Consider the following 17,633-nt stretch of genomic DNA (forward strand, 5'->3'; position numbering starts at 1 on the left):
GCGCAACGTGATGCCGCACTTTAATCGAGAGGTTTTTATGCCTGCACAGACATTTGCGTTTCATCTTTCCCCACGGGGCAAACTGCGTTGGGCGATTGCCAGCCTGTTCCTGATTGCGCAATTGCCCAGCGCTTTTGCGGGTGGCGTGGTGGTCGCGCCAGGTCCCGGCGGCACTGCGCAATTGCAAACCCAGGGCGGCGTGCCCATCGTCAATATCGTTGCGCCCAATGGTTCCGGCCTGTCGCATAACCAGTTTCTCGACTACAACGTCGACCGCCAGGGCCTGGTGCTGAACAATGCCTTACAGGCCGGGCAATCCCAACTCGCCGGGCAACTGGCGGCCAACCCGCAGCTCCAGGGCCAGGCCGCGAGCGTGATCCTCAACGAAGTGATCAGCCGCAACGCCTCGACCCTCAATGGCGCCCAGGAAATCTTCGGCAAATCCGCCGATTACGTGTTGGCCAACCCCAACGGTATTTCGGTAAACGGCGGCAGTTTCATCAACACGCCGAACGCCAACCTGGTGGTCGGTCGTCCCGAATTGAACGACGGCAAACTGCAAGCCCTGAGCACCCGCGACGCCACTGGCAGCTTGCAGATTCAAGGCGCGGGCCTGCAAAACCGCGAAGGCTCGATCAACCTGATCGCCCCGCGTATCGACAGCCAGGGCAGCCTTACGGCTCGGGATCAACTGAACCTCACGGTCGGGCGCAATCAGGTGGATTACGCCAGTGGCCAAGTGAAAACCGTCGACCCGGCCGGCCACACCCAGGAGCAACGCATCGACGCCAGTCTGTTCGGCGCGATGCAGGCCGGACGCATCAACATCGTCAGCACCGCCGAAGGTGCTGGCGTGCGGGTAGGCCCGGTGCAAGTGGCGGGCCGTGATGGCGTGCAGATTCGTTCTGCGGGTGACTTGAGCATCAGCGGTCAGGCCGTTCCCGACAGCCTCGACGTCACCCGCGCTGGCGTGCGCAGCAGTCAGGGCGATGTCGGCTTGCACAGCGGCAAGGACTTGACCCTGGCCGCCACCGACGTCAGTGGCCGCGACGTCAAACTCGACGCCAAACGCAACCTGACCCTGAGCACCGTCGAAAGCCGCAAGCTTCAGCAGACACGCGAAAACTGGAACAACAGCACCATCGGCATCACTTGGGAAACCTACGACCGGACCCAGACCGACAGCGACTCGCGCCAGCACGGCAGCCAGATTCTCGCCAGCCGTGACGCGGTATTGTCGTCTGGCGGCGACACCGAACTCAAAGCAGCCAAAGTCGAAGCGGCGAACACATTAAGCGTCCAGAGCGGCGGCGATCTGCGCCTGACCGCCGCCACTGAAAGCCACATCACAACTGATCAGGGCAACCACCGGAAACACCTGTGGAAAGCCGACTGGGACACCAGCAGCGAGGAGCAACGCAGCGTCACCAGCCAGTTGAAGGGCAACAATATCGCCTTGGCCACAGCGGCATTGCTGCGTTCCGAAGGCGCTGAATTGAACAGCAAGGGCGACATCAACCTTGCGGGCAAACACGTCGAAATCACCAGCGCCAGCCGCACCCAGCGCAAGAGCGACAACCGCTATTCGGGCGATTTGGTCGGCGGCGGTTTCTTCGGCAAGACTGGCGACGCCGATCAAGGCAAGACCCAGAACCACGGCAGCAAGGTCAACGCCGCGGGCAAACTGATCGTCAAGGCTGATGACGTACGCATCAGCGGCAGCCAGGTGCGCGGCGCCACCGAGGCCAGCGTCATCAGCGACAAAGGTTCGTTGATCATCGATGGCGTGCAGGACACCTCCCACATCAACAGCCACGACAAGGACAGCAAGTTCTTCGGTATCACCAAGGACGAGTCTCGGCAGAATGCGAAGGACAGCACCACGGTGCGCAGTGAGCTGACGTCGGACAGCAACCTCAAACTCAAGAGCGCCAAGGACATTGAAGTGGCCGGCTCGACGGTCAAGGCTGGTGGCACCCTGAATGCTGATGCGGCCGGGGATGTGAACGTGCATGCCGCGCAGGACACCCGTGACAGCAGCCAAACCACCGAGACCCGTGGGTTTGATGCCTATGCCAAGGAAAACGCCCCGGACGCCGGCCAGTACCGTGCCGGCGTGCATTACGAAGACAAACAGCAAACCGTGACCAGCAACGACGTCAAGCAGCAGGGCTCCAGCCTTAGCGGCGGCAACGTGCAACTGGCGGCGGGCGGCGACCTGACGCTCAAAGGCACCGAGGTCAACGCTACCCACGGCGACGCGACCCTGAGTGGCAAAAACGTCTCGCTGCTGGCCGAGCAGGACAGCCATCGCACCTCGACCGATAAAACCAGCACCAGCGGTGGTTTCTACTACACCGGTGGCCTCGATCGTGCGGGCAGTGGCGTCGATTTCGCCCACAGCACCGCGCAAGACACCTCCGGCAAAACCACGGCGCAAACCACCAGCGTCCAAAGCAGCGGCAATCTGAATATCAACACCGGCAAGCTCAGCACCGAAGGTGCGCGTCTTGATGCTGGCACAGGTTTGAATGTCGCGGCGGGCGAGGTCGACAATCGCGCCGCCAGCAACACCGACAGCAGCACTCATACACAAAGCAATTGGTCGGCGGATATCGGCGCCAACGTCGAGTACAAAGATATCGCCCGGCCAATCGCCGGTGCGGTCAAGGAAGTGTTGAACGGCAAGGTGCCGGACAAGGATGCGCTGGCCAACCTCGGTCAGCCGAATGTCGGCATCGACGTGGCCATCGGTCATCAAGCGGCCAGCCACACAGAGCAAACCGGCAATGCCGTGGTCAGCCAATTCAAGGGCGGCACGGTGGACGTGAAGGTCGGCGGCACGTTGCAGGACCAGGGCACGCAGTACCAGGCGAGCGCAGGCAAGGTGAACATCAGCGCCGACTCCTTGCTGGCGAACGCCGCGAGCGATACTCACAACAGCACCGATCAGGCGCTGGACGCCAAGGCTGACGTGCGGGTCTACACCAAAACCGGTGAAGACGTGAACGTTGCCGGCAGTGGCGCGGGCGGCAGCAGCCAGACGCGCAAGGACAGCTCCAGCGCAGTGGTCGGCCGCTATGCCGGCAGCGATGGTGTGAACATCAACGTGCGTGGCGACGGGCAGTTTGAAGGCAGCCATTTCGATGGCGGGCAGGGCGGCGTGTCGATCAAGACCGGCGGTGAGCTGGCGTTGAATCAGGCCAATGATCGTCAAAGCAGCGATACCTCCAGCCTGCGCGGCAGCGGTTCGCTGAACGTCGGTACTGCTCCGGGCACCAACGGCACCAATGTCGACCTTGGTGCCGGTTTCCAGCTCGATCACACCGGTAAGCAGACGCAAGACAGCCAGGCTCAGGTGTCGAGCATTCAGGGCAAGGGCCCGGTGGTGTTGAGCAGTGGCGGCGATCAGATCCTGCAAGGGACGAAGGTCGACACGGCTGGCGGCATCGAGCTGAGGGCTGACGGCAAACTCGATCTGCAAGCAGCCACCGACACTCACAGCGCTACCGGCAGCAATCTGGGCGGCGGGCTGAAGGTCGGCGGCAGCAAAACCAGCACTGAGAAAAGTGCTGATCAGGGTGGCAACCTGAGCGGCAATTTCAACATCGGCCGGGTCAATGAAAACACCCAGACCTTGACCGGTGGCCAGCTCAACAGCCACGGCGATATTGCCCTCAGCGGTGATGCGATCCACCTGCAAGGCACCCAGGTCAGCGCCCCGAGCGCCAGCCTTGATGCGCAGAAGGGTGGCATCTATCAGGAGTCGGCTCAGTCCACGCAAAACCGCACTAACTGGAATGTCGCGCTGAACGCGGGCGGTAACCTGAGCAACAGCACACCGGTTGTCGTCGATGAAAAGAACGTCGCCAGCAGCGATCACGGCTTTAATGCCGGGGCCAAGGTCGGGGTTGATTATCTGCACGGCACGACCCAGCAGAACAGCCAGATCAAGGCTGACAGCGTGGTGTTGAACAGCGCTGGAGATACGCATCTGGCAGGGGCGCGGGTTGATGCGACGAATGTCAGCGGCAAGGTCAGTGGTGACTTGAAGGTGGAGAGTCGCCAGGACAGTCAGACCAGCGCCAAGGTTGATGTTGACCTTGGCCTAACCGGCAAAAAAGCAGCGCCTGCCGAGAAGGAAAATGTCGCCAAGAGTGGAACTGACTACAAACCGACGCTGAAACTTGATGGTGGTTATGAGCACAAGGACAGTGTCGGTCAGGCATCCGGCATCAGCGGCACGCAGGGTGTGAACCTGAAGGTCGGCGGCGCCACGCAACTGACCGGTGCACGGATTTCTTCAACTGAAGGCCGTGTGGACCTGGGTGGCTCGACCGTCAGCACCACGGACCAGCGCAACCGCGATTACGGCGTCACGGCAGGCCTCGACCTGCCTGAAAAACCGAAAGGCGAGGGCAGCAAGGCCGAGGTTTCGGACGGTATCAAACTCGGTCCCGTGACGATTGGCGGTCATTTCGATAGTCAATCACTGCAGGCCGGGATCGACGAGAAAGCCATCTAACGCTACTAGCCCTGTGGGAGCGAGCCTGCTCCCACATGGGTCGCGGTCGTACACAAATTATGTGTCCACGACCCACTGTAGTAGCTGCCGAAGGCTGCGATCTTTTTATCTTGATCTTTCAGCGGTCTCGAAAAGATAAGATCAAAAGATCGCAGCCTTCGGCAGCTCCTACGGGGGATTTGCGTTTGGCGTTATTGAGCGGCCAAACGGGCGCCCGCCACTTTCAAACCATCCTGCCCATCCCGACTGCTGACCCCCACCAACCACGTCTCCAGCACCTTCGGATTAGCCTTGAGCCAGGCTTTGGCCGCCGCCCGCGGCTTCTGATTCTGGTTCAACACGGCATCCATCAACTGGTTCTCCATCGCCAAACTGAACTCCATGTTCTGCAACAGCTTGCCGACATTGCTGCACTCGTTGAGGTAGTCCTTACGCACATTGGTGTAAACCGTCGCCTGGCCGAAATTCGGGCCGAAGTACTCGTCCCCGCCGCTGAGGTACTTCATCTTGTTACGGGTGTTCATCGGGTGCGGTTCCCAGCCGAGGAACACCATCCATTCGTTTTTGCGGGTGGCGCGTTTGAGTTGCGAGAGCATGGCGGCTTCGCTGGATTCGACGACTTTGAAATCCTTGAGGCCGAAAGCGTCCTTGTCGATCATGCTCTGGATCAGGCGATTGCCGTCGTTGCCCGGCTCGATGCCATAGATCTGGCCGTTGAGCTTGTCCTTGAATCTGGCGATGTCGGCAAAGTCGTGCAGCCCGGCGTCATACACATAATCCGGCACCGCCAGGGTGTACTTGGCACCGTGCAGGTTGGCGCGCACGGTTTCCACGGTGCCGGCGTCGCGGAAGGGTTTGATGTCGTTTTCGGTGGTGGGCATCCAGTTGCCGAGGAACACGTCCAGGTCCTTGCCCGAGGCCAGGGCGCGGTAGGTCACGGGAATCGACAGCAACGTGGTTTTGGTGGTGTAGCCGAGGGACTCCAGCACTTCGCTGGTGATGGCGGTGGTGACAGTGATGTCGGTCCAGCCGACATCGGAAAAACGCACCGTGGCGCAGGACTCGGGTTCCGCAGCGTGCGCCATCAACGGCAGGGTAAGCGACGCAAGTAAGAGCAAGGCTTTCATAAGATCAACTCCTCAAAGGTAAACGTCGGCAGCGGTTTGGGGTGTGGCGGTTTTGTTGTTATGGGTGATGCAACCGGGCGAGGGGGCTTTTTGTGGCGAGGGAGCTTGCCTGTGGCGAGGGGGCTTGCCCCCGCTGGGTCACGAAGCGGCCCCCGGCGTCCTTTCAGACAAACCGAGCACTCTGGATTGACGACTGCTTCGCAGCCGAACGGGGGCAAGCCCCCTCGCCACAGAAAGCCCTCTTGCCACAGGATTTGTGTTCGCGGACCCTTTCCCCTAACTAACCCCAAACCAGTTCAACGGTGCCGGTTCGGTGTTGAGGTAGATGTGCTTGAGTTCGGTAAACTCATCGAGCCCGGCGCGGGACAGTTCGCGGCCAATACCACTGGATTTGAAACCGCCCCATGGCGCCTGGGGGAACGCGGCGTTGTAGTCGTTGATCCACAAGGTGCCGACTCGCAGCCGCTTGGCCATGCGATAGGCCTTGCCGATGTCTTGGGTCCAGACCCCGGCGGCCAGGCCGTAGGGCGTGTCGTTAGCCAGTTGCAGCGCCTGGGCTTCGCCGCTGAAGCGCTCGACGGTGATCACCGGGCCGAAGATTTCTTCCCGGGCGATACGCATGTCGGCGCGCACATTGCCGAGCAGGGTCGGGCACAGCCAGAAGCCCCGTTCGAATTGCTCTGGAATCGTGCCACCCGCCAATAAGGTCGCGCCTTGTTCGACCGCGCCGGCAATCATCGTGAGGATCTGATCGCGCTGACCGGCAGAAATCAGCGGGCCCATTTGCGTCAGTGGATCGAGGCCGTCACCGAGGCGAATGTTCAGAGTCCGCTTCTGCAACGCCTCGACAAATCGATCATGAATCCCATCCTCCACCAGCAACCGTGAGCCGGCAGAACAGATCTGCCCGGCGTTGAAAAACACCGCGTTCAACGCCTGATCCAACGCCACTTCGAAGTCAGCATCGGCGAACACGATGTTCGGATTCTTGCCCCCCAACTCCAGTGCCACACGCTTGAAGTTAACGCTGGCAGCGCGCATCACTTTGCCACCGGCACCGGCGCCACCAGTCAGCGACACCAGGTCCACGTCATCGCTGGCGGCGAGTATTTCCCCGACATCGCCAGGACCGCAAAGCAGGTTGAACACGCCGCTTGGCAAACCTGCTTGCGCGAGTAACTCGGTCAAGCGGTGAGCGGTCATCGGCGTCAGGCTGCTGGGCTTGAACACCACCGTGTTGCCGGCAGCCAGGGCCGGGGCGATCTTCCACACCGCTTGTAGCAGCGGATAATTCCACGGCGCGATCAACGCGCAAACGCCCACCGGTTCACGCTGGTTGAAACTGATGACATGCGCGGGCGCGTGGCTGTTGACGCTGGCGCTTTCGGTTTCCAGCAGGGCGGCGTAGAAGCGAAACGTGGCGACCACATTGCCGACGTCACCGAGGCTTTCACCCAAAGTCTTGCCGGCGTTAAGGGTTTCCAGGCGCGCCAGGTGTTCGGCATCCTGCTCGATCAACCCGGCGATCCGTTGCAACAATTGTGCGCGTTCGGTGACGGCCATCATCGGCCACGGCCCCTCATCAAACGCCTGGCGCGCTGCGCTGATTGCCAACACCGCATCGACCGCTCCGGCCACCGCTACTTGGGCTAGCACTTCTTCGTTCGCGGGGTTGATCACATCGCGATAACGCGCCTGCTGCGGCGCTTGCCAAACACCTGCAATGAACAACGGAATCTGCACCATCGATGTCTCCAGCCAAGTGGGTCGTGACGCTCACTATGGCGGTGCCGACAACGGTGCTCTTGATCAAACGCGGCATAACCATGCCGTTTTCCCACGGTGGCCACGCCGCGAAATAACGGCAGCCCATGTCGTTTCCCATCAAGTGCCGGCGTGGCGTCTCTCTACACTGCGCAAAAGCCGACCCACCACGCTGAGGGCACACGATGAGTCAACCTGTCGAACAACTGAGAATCCGCCTGGCCTGCGCCTTTCGCTGGGCGACGCGGCTGAACCTGCACGAGTCCATCGCCAATCACTTCAGCGTGGCAGTGTCGGGGGACGGTCGGGAGTTTTTGATCAACCCGTATGGCAAACACTTCTCGCGAATCAAGGCCAGTGACTTGCTGCTGATCAACGCCGATGACCCGGCCAGCCTCGACCGCCCGGACGCGCCGGACATCACCGCGTGGGCCTTGCACAGTGCGATCCATCGCAACCAGCCCCACGCCCGTTGCATCCTGCATACCCACTCCAAATACGCGACGGCGCTGGCGTGCCTGACAGATTCGCGGCTGCCACCGATTGAGCAAAATGCGATGCGTTTTTTCGAGCGCGTAGCGATAGATGAAGGTTTTGATGGCATGGGATTGGGCGAGGAGGCGGAGCGGGTCAGCCATTTGCTTGGCGACAAACCGATCCTGCTGATGGGCAACCATGGCTTGTTGGTGGCAGCGCCGAGCATCGCCCAGGCGTTCGATGATTTGTATTACTTCGAACGCGCCTGCGAGACCTACATCACCGCGCTGTCCACTGGTCGCGAACTGCACATCGCCAGCGACGAGATCGCGCGTAAGACCTGCCGGCAATGGCTGGATTACCCAGGCTTTGCCGACAAGCATTTCAACGCGCTGATGGGGATTCTGGACGAAGAAGAGCCGGGCTATCGGCTATAAAAAATCAGTCCGCCTCGGCCGGGCGCCGCTCTTTGCTCAAGGGCTGGCGCATCACCGGGGCGGTAAAGAGTTGGCTGCGGTCTTCGCTGGGCGGGCAGCCGAAGCGGGCGCGGTAGGTGCGGGAGAAATGCTCCAGTGAACCAAAGCCTGAACACGCCGCCACTTGCGCCACGCTCAGGCCGGTCTGTTGCAACAAGCTGTGGGCCTTGGCCAAGCGCAGGGTGATGTAGTACTTGAGCGGCGACAGGCCGGTTTGATGTTTGAACTGGCGCTCCAGTTGCCGCCGCGACAGCCCGACCTGACTGGCAATCGCTTCGCAATCCAGCGGTTCTTCCAGGGCTTTTTCCATCAACTGCACCGCGCGGCGGATCTTGCTGCCGTACATCCCGGTGTTGGTCAGGCCGCCGTCGAGTTGATTGTCCGCTGGCGCCCGCACATGCCCCATCAACAGGTGCATGGCGATTTCCCGGGACAGGTCGCTGTCGACGCTTTGGCCGATCCAGCCGAGCAACATGTCCAGAGTGGTCGTCGCCCCGGCGCAGGTCATGCGCTGGCGTTCCAGGGTATAGAGCTGCGGCTTGGCGTGGACCCGCGGGTAACTTTCCTGAAACCCTTGCAGGTTGTCCCAGTGCACCGCCGCTTCATAACCGTCCAAAACACCGGCAGCGGCGAGCAATTCAGTGCCGGTTTCCACGCCCATCAACACCGCGCCGAACAACGCCTGCTTGCGCAGCCAACTCTTGAGCGCCAGGTTGCGGCTGTGTTTGTGTACATCGAAACTGGCGATCACCAGGCACACATCAAAACCCTGATCGGCGCGCAGTCCATCGTTGGCCACGGTGATCAAGCCATTGCTGGCCTGCACCGGCTCGCCGTCCAGGGACAACACCGACCATTCGAATATCTGGCGTTGGGTCAGCCAATTGGCAATCGCCAACGGCTCCAGCACCGCCGCCAGGCCAAAGTTGGAAAACGACGGCAGCAACAACACCGCTACCCGCAACGGCGCGACATCGCCGCGCCGCCAGGTGAAGCGGCTTTCAGTGCTGTTGGACGGTTGATCAGTCATGAGCGATCTCTATCGTTGTCGAGTCTGCCACTGCGGATGAATCCAGACCGGTGCATCAACCGTCGCCAGCGCTGGCCTGCCACGAATCAAGTCGCTGGCCTTTTCCGCGATCATCACCGTCGGCGCGTTGGTGTTGCCGCTGACGATCACCGGCATGATCGAGGCGTCCACCACCCGCAAGCCATCGAGACCGTGCACGCGCAAGTGCGGATCGACCACCGCTTCGGGGTCACCCACCGGGCCCATCTTGCAGGTGCCGCTGGCATGGTAGCCGGTTTCCGTGACCTGCCTGGCCCAGGCGTCCAGCGCTTCGTCGCTCTGGGCCTGAGGGCCGGGCACCAATTCTTCACCTTTGAACGCGGCCATGGCCGGTTGCCCGATGATCTCGCGCACCAAGCGTGCGCCGGCGCGCATGTCGGCTCGATCCTGCTCGGTTTTCAGATAATTGAACAGGATGCGCGGCGGTTGTCGAGGGTCGGCGCTGTTGAGGGTGACGCTGCCCAGACTGGTGGGGCGCATGAGGTCGATGTGAATCTGGAAGGCGTGGTCCGGCACCAGATCGACACTGCCCGGTTGCACCGCCAATGGCATGAAGGTCAGTTGCAGATCGGGGTGCTCGACGCCGGTTCGTGAACGAATGAATGCCCCAGCCTCGAAATGATTGCTCGCCGCCAGTCCATCATGAGTGACGAACCAACGGGCGCCGATCCACCACTTGCCCGGCGCGGTGGTCCAGGGATAGAGCGACACCGGTTTTTTGCACAGGTATTGCACGACGGTGTCCGGGTGATCGTTGAGCCGTTTGCCGACGCCGGGCAGGTCGTGGATCACGCGAATGCCGAGGTCACGCAATTCCGCCGCCGGACCAATGCCGGACAGTAGCAACAGCTGCGGCGAATTGATCGCTCCGGCGGTGAGCAACACTTCGCGGCGGGCGTGGGCCTGATGCGTCTCGCCGTTCTGCTCGTATTCGATCCCGATGGCGCGTTGGCCATCGACCAGAATGCGCAGCGCCAAGGCGTCCGTAGATACCTGAACGTTTCCGCGCGCCAAGGCTTCGCTCAGATAACCCCGCGACGTACTCCAGCGCCGTCCATTGCGAGTGGTGCGATCCACCGGCCCGAATGCTTCCTGACGATAACCATTCAGGTCGTCGCTCAAGCCATATCCCGCTTCGGCACCCGCCGCCAGAAACGCCGCGCACAACGGCGTTTGCGTATCGCCAGGGGTGACGTGAAGATGCCCGCTCGCCCCGCGATAATCGTCGGCGCCGTCGGCATGGTTTTGCGCCCGTTTGAAGTACGGCAGCACTTCCTGATAACTCCAGCCGGCACAACCTTGCCCGGCCCAACCGTCGTAATCCCGGGCATGGCCACGGATGTAGACCATGCCGTTGATCGACGACGAACCGCCCAGGGTCCGGCCGCGCGGCGTGCCGATTTTGCGACCGTCCAGATGCGGTTCCGGCTCGGAGGTATAGCTCCAGTTGTAGCGCGTGCCGCCGACCACGATACCCACCGCAGAGGGCATGTCGATGGTCCAGCTCTTGTCCGCCGGCCCGGCTTCCAGCATCAGAATCCGCACGGCCGGATCTTCGCTCAAGCGGTTGGCCAACACGCAACCCGCTGAGCCTGCGCCCACAATCAGGTAATCAAACTCATGATTGGCCATGGTTTGTTGTGCTCCATTAACGAATATTCAGGACACTAAACCCTGTGGGAGCGGGCTTGCTCGCGAAGGCGGTGTGTCAGCCGACAGTTGTGTTGCCTGACACACCGCTTTCGCGAGCAAGCCCGCTCCCACATGGACTGTGCATGGCTCAGGCGGCACCCGACCCATGAATCCCGCTAAACACCAGCTTGTGAAAGTGATGCACCAAATGCTCACTTTCATTGCTGCGCTGGGCATCGATCATGTAGCGCCCCTGGTCATAACCCAGTGAGTGCAGGCCTTTCTGCACCGAGATGTTCAGCGCGATATCCTCCGGCCCCAGGTCTTCATTCATCCACTTCATGCACGACGCGCTGACCGCCGCCGTTTCGCCATTGTTGGAGTAGTAACCAAAGCGCAGCAGCGAGCGCTCGGCATCCAGCGGGATCATGATGAACGAGCCTAGAAACTCCGAGAACGGGAAGGTGTAGAAGGTGTTGTTCGGCCACATGCCGATGTTGAAGAAGCATTCGTCGGGGTTCACTTCGGGCTTCAGCGGCACGCCGTAAGCTTCGGTCACCGAGAGGTTGGCCGGGGCGATGTAGGTCCACCAGTTGTCGCGTTTGGTCAACTGATAGCCCTTGAAGTCGATCAACTTGGCGAGGTCGATATGGCACGGTCCGGACAACTTGAAGTGATAACCCTCGATGGAGTTGTCCATGATCACCTTCCAGTTGGCCGGCACGATCACATCCTGCTCCTCGATCAGGCGCATGTTCGCCAGGTTCGGAAATACCCGACGCATTTCCTCATCGGCACCGGGAAACAAATCACGCAGTGATGGCGCCGCCGGGTCGAGGTTGAAGTAAATAAACCCGCCCAACTCTTCGGTACGCACCTGCGGAATGTTGAATTGCTGCAATTCGAAGTTCTTCATCTTCTCGCAGCGCGGCGCACCGCGCAGGGTGCCGTCCATTTCGTAGCACCACGAGTGATAAGCGCAACGCACCACACCGCCCGTTGTGCCGCGCCGCTCTTCGAGTAAGCGATTGCCGCGATGCTGGCAAACGTTGTGGAAAGCATGGATCTGGCCCTGCCGATTCCTCGCCACCACCACACTCTGATCAAACAGATCCGTCACCACATACTGACCCGGCTCGGCGAACTCGCTGACATGCCCGGCCACGTGCCAGGCGTGCATGAAAATATTGTCGCGCTCAGCCTTGAACAACGTCTCGTCGAAGAAATAACGCGAGGGCAGGGTGAACGCTTCTTCCGGGTCCTGATGATCCCAACCCTCGACGGGGCTTTGCTGTTTGCGAGTCTGGAAATTTTGCATGGGGTGATCTCCACAGGGACTGGCCGCACGGCACGGCTGCTTGTTCTGGGAGTTAATTTAGGGGGCGGGGACGGGTGGGGATTGATGGATTGCGACGAGTTGGGTGAGGGAATGATCAAGGGTGGGGGAACGGTGCGCCACGATGAAGGACAGAGCGTCGCCCCTTCAATAAAGTCGACTAAAACCCATAACGGCACATTGAGTAACTCGTGGACCGTGGCGCAAAATCGACGGCCGTGGCTTGAGGCTTAGCGGACAATGTTGGTGAGCCAGTCGACTCTCGCGAGCCCATTGCTAATGAACAATCCCGGTTCAAATGTTATCGATAGAATTGCGTGTTGCACTGGCACTTCTCAGATTCACCCTTGATTCAGATCTAATCTATCCAACAAGGTCATATGGAAATGAAAATATCATTCATCGCTTTATCAGGATTTTTATTATTAGCTCAAATATCACCGTCCTTTGCTGACACCCTCAATGGGAAAAATCTCTATTTGCAGAGATGTTCCGTGTGCCATGGAGCCGACATCAAAGGAACCGGGCCATTGGCTAATAAAAGCAATCCACCAACACCTGATCTAACAACTCCCGCTTTCAAGAAACGGCTAACTGATTATCCGGGCGTAATTGTGTCATCGGTAATCCTCCGCCCAAATGGGAACTTGATTCCAAAAACATTGCGAGAGAATGGGGTAAAGATACCGCCGCACGCTTGGAGCGTTAATGATCTGCGCGATCTACATCAATACATGAGTAGTGTGATTTCGAAAAAATGATGATCTGAGATGAGAGTCGAGCACAGAAATCCTCATCTTTTTTGAAAACCTACGTTCATCAGGCTCTCCGAGGAATGATTTGCCGGGCTTAATAGGAAGCATTACTATTCACGCCTCCTCCCCACAGCACATCGCAATGACCCCCAAGCTGCCCCGCACCCACGGCTTTTTCGAGCATTACGAAGAGTTGATCGGCACCTGGACCCGTCGCCTGAGAAACCGTCAGCAGGCCGAGGACTTGGCCCACGACACCTTCGTACGGGTGCTTGAGTCCGATTCTGCGGCGGTGGAGCAACCTCGGGCGTATTTGCACCAGACCGCGCGCAACATCGCGGTGGATGGTTATCGGCGTGAGGATCGGCGGGGCGCCATGGAGTCCGAGGCGATTGATCACAGTGTGTCGTCATCCGGCGACCCGGAGCATTTCATGCATGCGATCCAGTTGGCCGACTCCATTGAACGGGCGCTCACCGAGTTGCCGATCAACTGCCGCAAGGTGTTTGTGTGGCAGAAGATCGAAGGCCTGACTCAGGCTGAAATCGCCGAGCGGTTGGGGCTGTCCAAGAACATGGTGGAAAAGTATATGATCCGCACCCTGCGGCATCTGCGCGATCGTCTGGATGGGGCGCAGTCATGATTCGCGGTGCACCGGAAAAGATCGCAGCCTTCGGCAGCTCCTACAGGGGGGCGTGCCGTCATCTCCCATTTACACCCCCGGCCAAACAGGAATTTCCATGATGGATACTCGTGATTGCGCGTGCGGGCAAACAGCGGTTCGCGACGAGGCGGCACGGTGGTTTGTGCGTTTGCAGGAGCCGGCCGTGGACGTCGAAGAACATCGACGCTTCGAAGTCTGGCTGCATCAACACCCGCAGCATCGCGATGAATTTCAATTGCTTCAGGGCTTGTGGACGGCGGCGGATCTGCTGCCCGCCAAGCGTCTGCAAGCCTTGTGCGAAACCCCGCCGGAGCGTCGCAAACGGCTTCCGCAGGTGCGTTATGCCGTCGCCGCCAGTGTATTGGCGGTGGCGCTCGGCCTGGGTTTGTTCAGCGGTTTGAATCACCCGGCGACCTATACGGCGGAGTTTTCCACGGCCCTCGGCGAGCGTCAGCATGTGGCGTTGCCGGACGGTTCGATGATAGACCTCAACAGCCGCAGCCGGGTGCAGGTACGTTTTGAAAAGGGTCGTCGCGGCATCGTGCTGACGCAAGGCGAGGCGATGTTCAGCGTCGAGCACGACACTAGCCGGCCGTTCGTGGTCGAGACCGGCAACGGCCAGGTCACGGTCACTGGCACCCGCTTCGATGTGCGTCGGGACCTGACACAAACCCGGGTCGCGGTGGAACAGGGCACGGTCAAGGTTCAGGGGTACGGCACCGATTTCATCAACCTCACTGCTGGCCTCGGTACGCATATCGATGCCCAAGGCAAAGTGGCTGCCGCCTATGGGGTCAACCCGCAGGAACTGACCGCGTGGCGCAGCGGAAAACTGGTGTTCAACAACGCGAGCCTCGCTGAAGTCGCCGCCGAAGTGTCGCGCTATCGCGAGAAGCCGCTCACGGTCGGCAACGACAAAGTGGGTAATCTGCGCCTGACCAGCGTGTTCAAATCCGATAACACCGATGCGTTGCTCAAAGCCTTGCCGAGCATCCTGCCGGTGGCCGTGCGCACCCTTGCTGACGGCAGTCAGGAAATAATTGCGCGATAGATTCAGGTTTTTTTCGAGTTCTTCGTCTTCTTGTCCAACTGCAACTGGTTTGCATTAACAGCCGCGTATTCTTGCGATCCACAGGACAACGTTCGACGTGAAAGAAACCACCGCTAAAAACAACAAATCACCTTGGCTGCCGCTTGCTCTGGCATTGGCTGTCAGCGCCGCGCTGCCTCAGGCGTTCGCCGCCGATGCCATTCATATTCAGGCGCAGCCACTGGGTCAGGCCTTGAGTCAGCTCGGTCAGCAAACCTCGCTTCAGGTTTTTTTCAGTCCCGAACTGGTCGCCGGCAAACAGGCTCCGGCGGTAGACGGCAACCTGTCCCCGGAACAGGCCCTGCGCCAATTGTTGCAAGGCAGTGGCCTGGAATATCAGATCGATGAAGGCTCGGTGACCCTGACGCTGGCGCCGACCTCCGCGTCCAACGGCCCGCTGGAACTGGGCGTGACCGACATCAAAGTGGTCGGCGACTGGCTCGGCGACGCCGATGCCGCCGTGGTGCAAAACCACCCCGGCGCCCGCACCGTGATCCGTCGCGAAGCGATGATCGAGCAAGGCGCGATGAACGTTGGCGACGTGCTGCGTCGTGTCCCCGGCGTGCAAGTGCAGGACGCCAACGGCACCGGCGGCAGCGATATCGCTTTGAACGTCGGCGTACGTGGCCTGACTTCGCGCCTGTCGCCGCGCTCCACGGTGTTGATCGACGGCGTACCGGCAGCGTTCGCCCCGTATGGCCAGCCGCAACTGTCGATGGCACCGATTTCCTCGGGCAACCTCGACAGCATCGACGTGGTACGCGGCGCCGGTTCCGTGCGTTACGGGCCGCAGAACGTCGGCGGGGTGATCAACTTCGTCACCCGCGCCATCCCGGAAAAAGCCACCGGTGAAATCGGCACTACCCTGGAAACTTCCCAGCACGGTGGCTGGAAGCACATCGACACCGCGTTTGTCGGCGGCACGGCGGATAACGGCATGGGCGTGGCGCTGTTGTACACCGGGGTGAACGGCAACGGTTACCGCGAAAGCAATAACGGCAACGACATCGACGACGTGATCCTCAAGACCCATTGGGCGCCGACGGATGTTGACGATTTCAGCCTGAATTTTCATTACTACGACGCCAGCGCCGACATGCCCGGCGGCCTGACCCAGAAGCAGTACGACGCCAGTCCATTTCAGTCCGTGCGCGACTACGACAACTTCACCGGTCGCCGTAAAGATGTGTCCTTCAAGTGGGCGCGGCAGATCGATGATCGCACCCAGGCCGAAGTGCTGACTTACTACACCGACAGTTTCCGTGGCAGCAACATCGCCGCTCGCGACCAGAAAACCCTCAGCTCTTATCCGCGTTCCTATTACACCCTGGGCGTCGAGCCGCGGGTGTCCCATGTGTTTGATGTCGGCCCGACCACCCAGGAAGTCAGCGTCGGTTATCGCTACCTGAAAGAGGCGATGCACGAGCAGTCGAGTCGCGTGGCATTAGTGAACAACCAACCGGTGATCACCCCGACATCCGACGGCCATGTGTTCCAGGATCGCACCGGCGGCACCGAGGCGAACTCGGTGTACCTCGACAACAAAATCGATGTCGGCAACTGGACCGTGACCCCGGGCATTCGCTTCGAACACATCAGCACTGACTGGCACGACCGCGCCGTTCTCGACACCGCTGGCAAGCGCGTCCCTGAGAAAAACCGCAGCATCGAAAGCAACGAGCCGTTGCCGGCGCTGAGCGTGATGTATCACTTGTCCGATGCCTGGAAGCTGTTTGCCAACTACGAAACCTCGTTCGGCAGCCTGCAATATTTCCAGCTTGGCCAGGGCGGTTCGGGTGACAGCACCGCCAACGGCTTGAGTCCGGAAAAGGCCAAGACCTACGAGATCGGCACGCGCTACAACGATGACGTGTGGGGCGGGGAAGTGACGTTGTTCTACATCGACTTCGATGACGAACTGCAATACATCAGCAACGACGTGGGCTGGACCAACCTTGGCGCAACTAAGCACCAGGGCCTGGAAGCGTCGGTGCATTACGACCTGTCGGCGCTCGACCCACGGCTCGACGGCCTGACCGCCAACGCCGGTTTCACCTACACCCGCGCTACTTATGAAGGCGAGATTCCGGGCTTCAAGGGCCGTGACCTGCCGTTCTATTCTCGTCAGGTGGCTACCGTTGGCCTGCGTTACGACATCAATCGCTGGACCTACAACATCGACGGTTTCGCCCAGTCCAAGCAGCACTCGCCGGGCACTGGGGTGAACGCTGATGGCAGTTTCACCGGTAACTACATCACCGACGGCAGCGCCGATGGGCAGTACGGCGACATGCCGGGCTACGTGACCTGGAACGTGCGCGGGGGGTATGACTTCGGTTCGCAACTGTCCAACCTGAAACTTGGCGCCGGGGTGAAGAACGTGTTCGATCACCAATACTTCACCCGTTCCAGCGACAACAACTCGGGGATCTACGTCGGCGCACCGCGCACATTCTTTGTGCAGGCCAGCGTCGGGTTCTGATAGACCGGGGGGACTTCATTCGCGAGCAGGCTCGCTCCCACATTGGATCTGCGTCGCACACAAACCCTGTGTTCACCAGAGATCCCCTTGTGGGAGCGGGCTTGCTCGCGAAGGCGGCTTCACAGTCGATAGAGCTGTTGCCTGACCCACCGCTTTCGCGAGCAGGCTCGCTCCCACATTGGATCTGCGTCGTACACAAATCCTGTGTTCACCAGAGATCCCCTTGTGGGAGCGGG

At 60.3% G+C, this 17,633-nt stretch carries 11 protein-coding genes; 6 read left to right on the forward strand and 5 right to left on the reverse strand.

Annotated elements, in window-relative coordinates; translation table 11 throughout:
- Nucleotides 1–37 precede the first annotated feature (37 nt).
- Nucleotides 38–4,525 carry a hemagglutinin repeat-containing protein gene (locus tag ACWIKB_RS27550; RefSeq protein WP_475270661.1) on the forward strand — a complete coding sequence of 1,496 codons (4,488 nt, stop codon included), beginning with the start codon at nt 38–40 and terminating at the stop codon, nt 4,523–4,525.
- 191 nt (nt 4,526–4,716) lie between these two features.
- Here the strand turns inward: ACWIKB_RS27550 and ACWIKB_RS27555 are convergent, their stop codons facing one another.
- Both ACWIKB_RS27555 and ACWIKB_RS27560 read right to left on the reverse strand, forming a co-directional pair.
- Nucleotides 4,717–5,652, reverse strand: a complete 936-nt coding sequence (locus ACWIKB_RS27555; RefSeq protein ID WP_475270646.1) for a choline ABC transporter substrate-binding protein — start codon at nt 5,650–5,652, stop codon at nt 4,717–4,719.
- A gap of 276 nt (nt 5,653–5,928) precedes the next feature.
- Nucleotides 5,929–7,398 carry an aldehyde dehydrogenase family protein gene (locus ACWIKB_RS27560; protein WP_475270647.1) on the reverse strand — a complete coding sequence of 490 codons (1,470 nt, stop codon included), beginning with the start codon at nt 7,396–7,398 and terminating at the stop codon, nt 5,929–5,931.
- Between the two features lie 203 nt (nt 7,399–7,601).
- Here ACWIKB_RS27560 and ACWIKB_RS27565 point away from each other — a divergent pair, with 203 nt between their 5' ends.
- Complete coding sequence (locus tag ACWIKB_RS27565; protein ID WP_475270649.1) at nt 7,602–8,330, forward strand: class II aldolase and adducin N-terminal domain-containing protein; 729 nt, start codon at nt 7,602–7,604, stop codon at nt 8,328–8,330.
- 4 nt (nt 8,331–8,334) lie between these two features.
- Here ACWIKB_RS27565 and ACWIKB_RS27570 read toward each other — a convergent pair whose 3' ends face one another.
- The 3 genes from ACWIKB_RS27570 to ACWIKB_RS27580 all read right to left on the reverse strand — a co-directional run bounded on the left by ACWIKB_RS27570 (nt 8,335) and on the right by ACWIKB_RS27580 (nt 12,388).
- Complete coding sequence (locus ACWIKB_RS27570; RefSeq protein ID WP_475270650.1) at nt 8,335–9,399, reverse strand: GlxA family transcriptional regulator; 1,065 nt, start codon at nt 9,397–9,399, stop codon at nt 8,335–8,337.
- 9 nt (nt 9,400–9,408) lie between these two features.
- Nucleotides 9,409–11,070: a choline dehydrogenase gene (locus tag ACWIKB_RS27575; protein ID WP_475270652.1), complete on the reverse strand. Its 1,662-nt coding sequence runs from the start codon at nt 11,068–11,070 to the stop codon at nt 9,409–9,411.
- A 148-nt stretch (nt 11,071–11,218) separates the two neighbouring features.
- Nucleotides 11,219–12,388 (reverse strand): aromatic ring-hydroxylating oxygenase subunit alpha, encoded by a 1,170-nt coding sequence (locus ACWIKB_RS27580; RefSeq protein ID WP_475270653.1) that lies wholly within the window; start codon nt 12,386–12,388, stop codon nt 11,219–11,221.
- A 404-nt stretch (nt 12,389–12,792) separates the two neighbouring features.
- Between ACWIKB_RS27580 and ACWIKB_RS27585 the strand changes: the two genes are divergently transcribed.
- The 4 genes from ACWIKB_RS27585 (at nt 12,793) to ACWIKB_RS27600 (ending at nt 17,397) form a co-directional block, all read left to right on the forward strand.
- A complete protein-coding gene (locus tag ACWIKB_RS27585) occupies nt 12,793–13,167 on the forward strand; it encodes a c-type cytochrome (RefSeq protein ID WP_475270654.1) in 375 nt (124 codons plus the stop codon).
- A 136-nt stretch (nt 13,168–13,303) separates the two neighbouring features.
- Nucleotides 13,304–13,804: a sigma-70 family RNA polymerase sigma factor gene (locus ACWIKB_RS27590; RefSeq protein ID WP_123516236.1), complete on the forward strand. Its 501-nt coding sequence runs from the start codon at nt 13,304–13,306 to the stop codon at nt 13,802–13,804.
- 97 nt (nt 13,805–13,901) lie between these two features.
- On the forward strand, nt 13,902–14,876 hold the full coding sequence (locus ACWIKB_RS27595; protein WP_475270655.1) for a FecR family protein: 975 nt from the start codon (nt 13,902–13,904) through the stop codon (nt 14,874–14,876).
- A gap of 97 nt (nt 14,877–14,973) precedes the next feature.
- Nucleotides 14,974–17,397, forward strand: coding sequence for a TonB-dependent siderophore receptor (locus ACWIKB_RS27600; RefSeq protein ID WP_475270656.1), 2,424 nt, complete (start codon nt 14,974–14,976; stop codon nt 17,395–17,397).
- Nucleotides 17,398–17,633: the final 236 nt, after the last annotated feature.

It is taken from the genome of Pseudomonas sp. 5Vm1k (assembly GCF_056161485.1).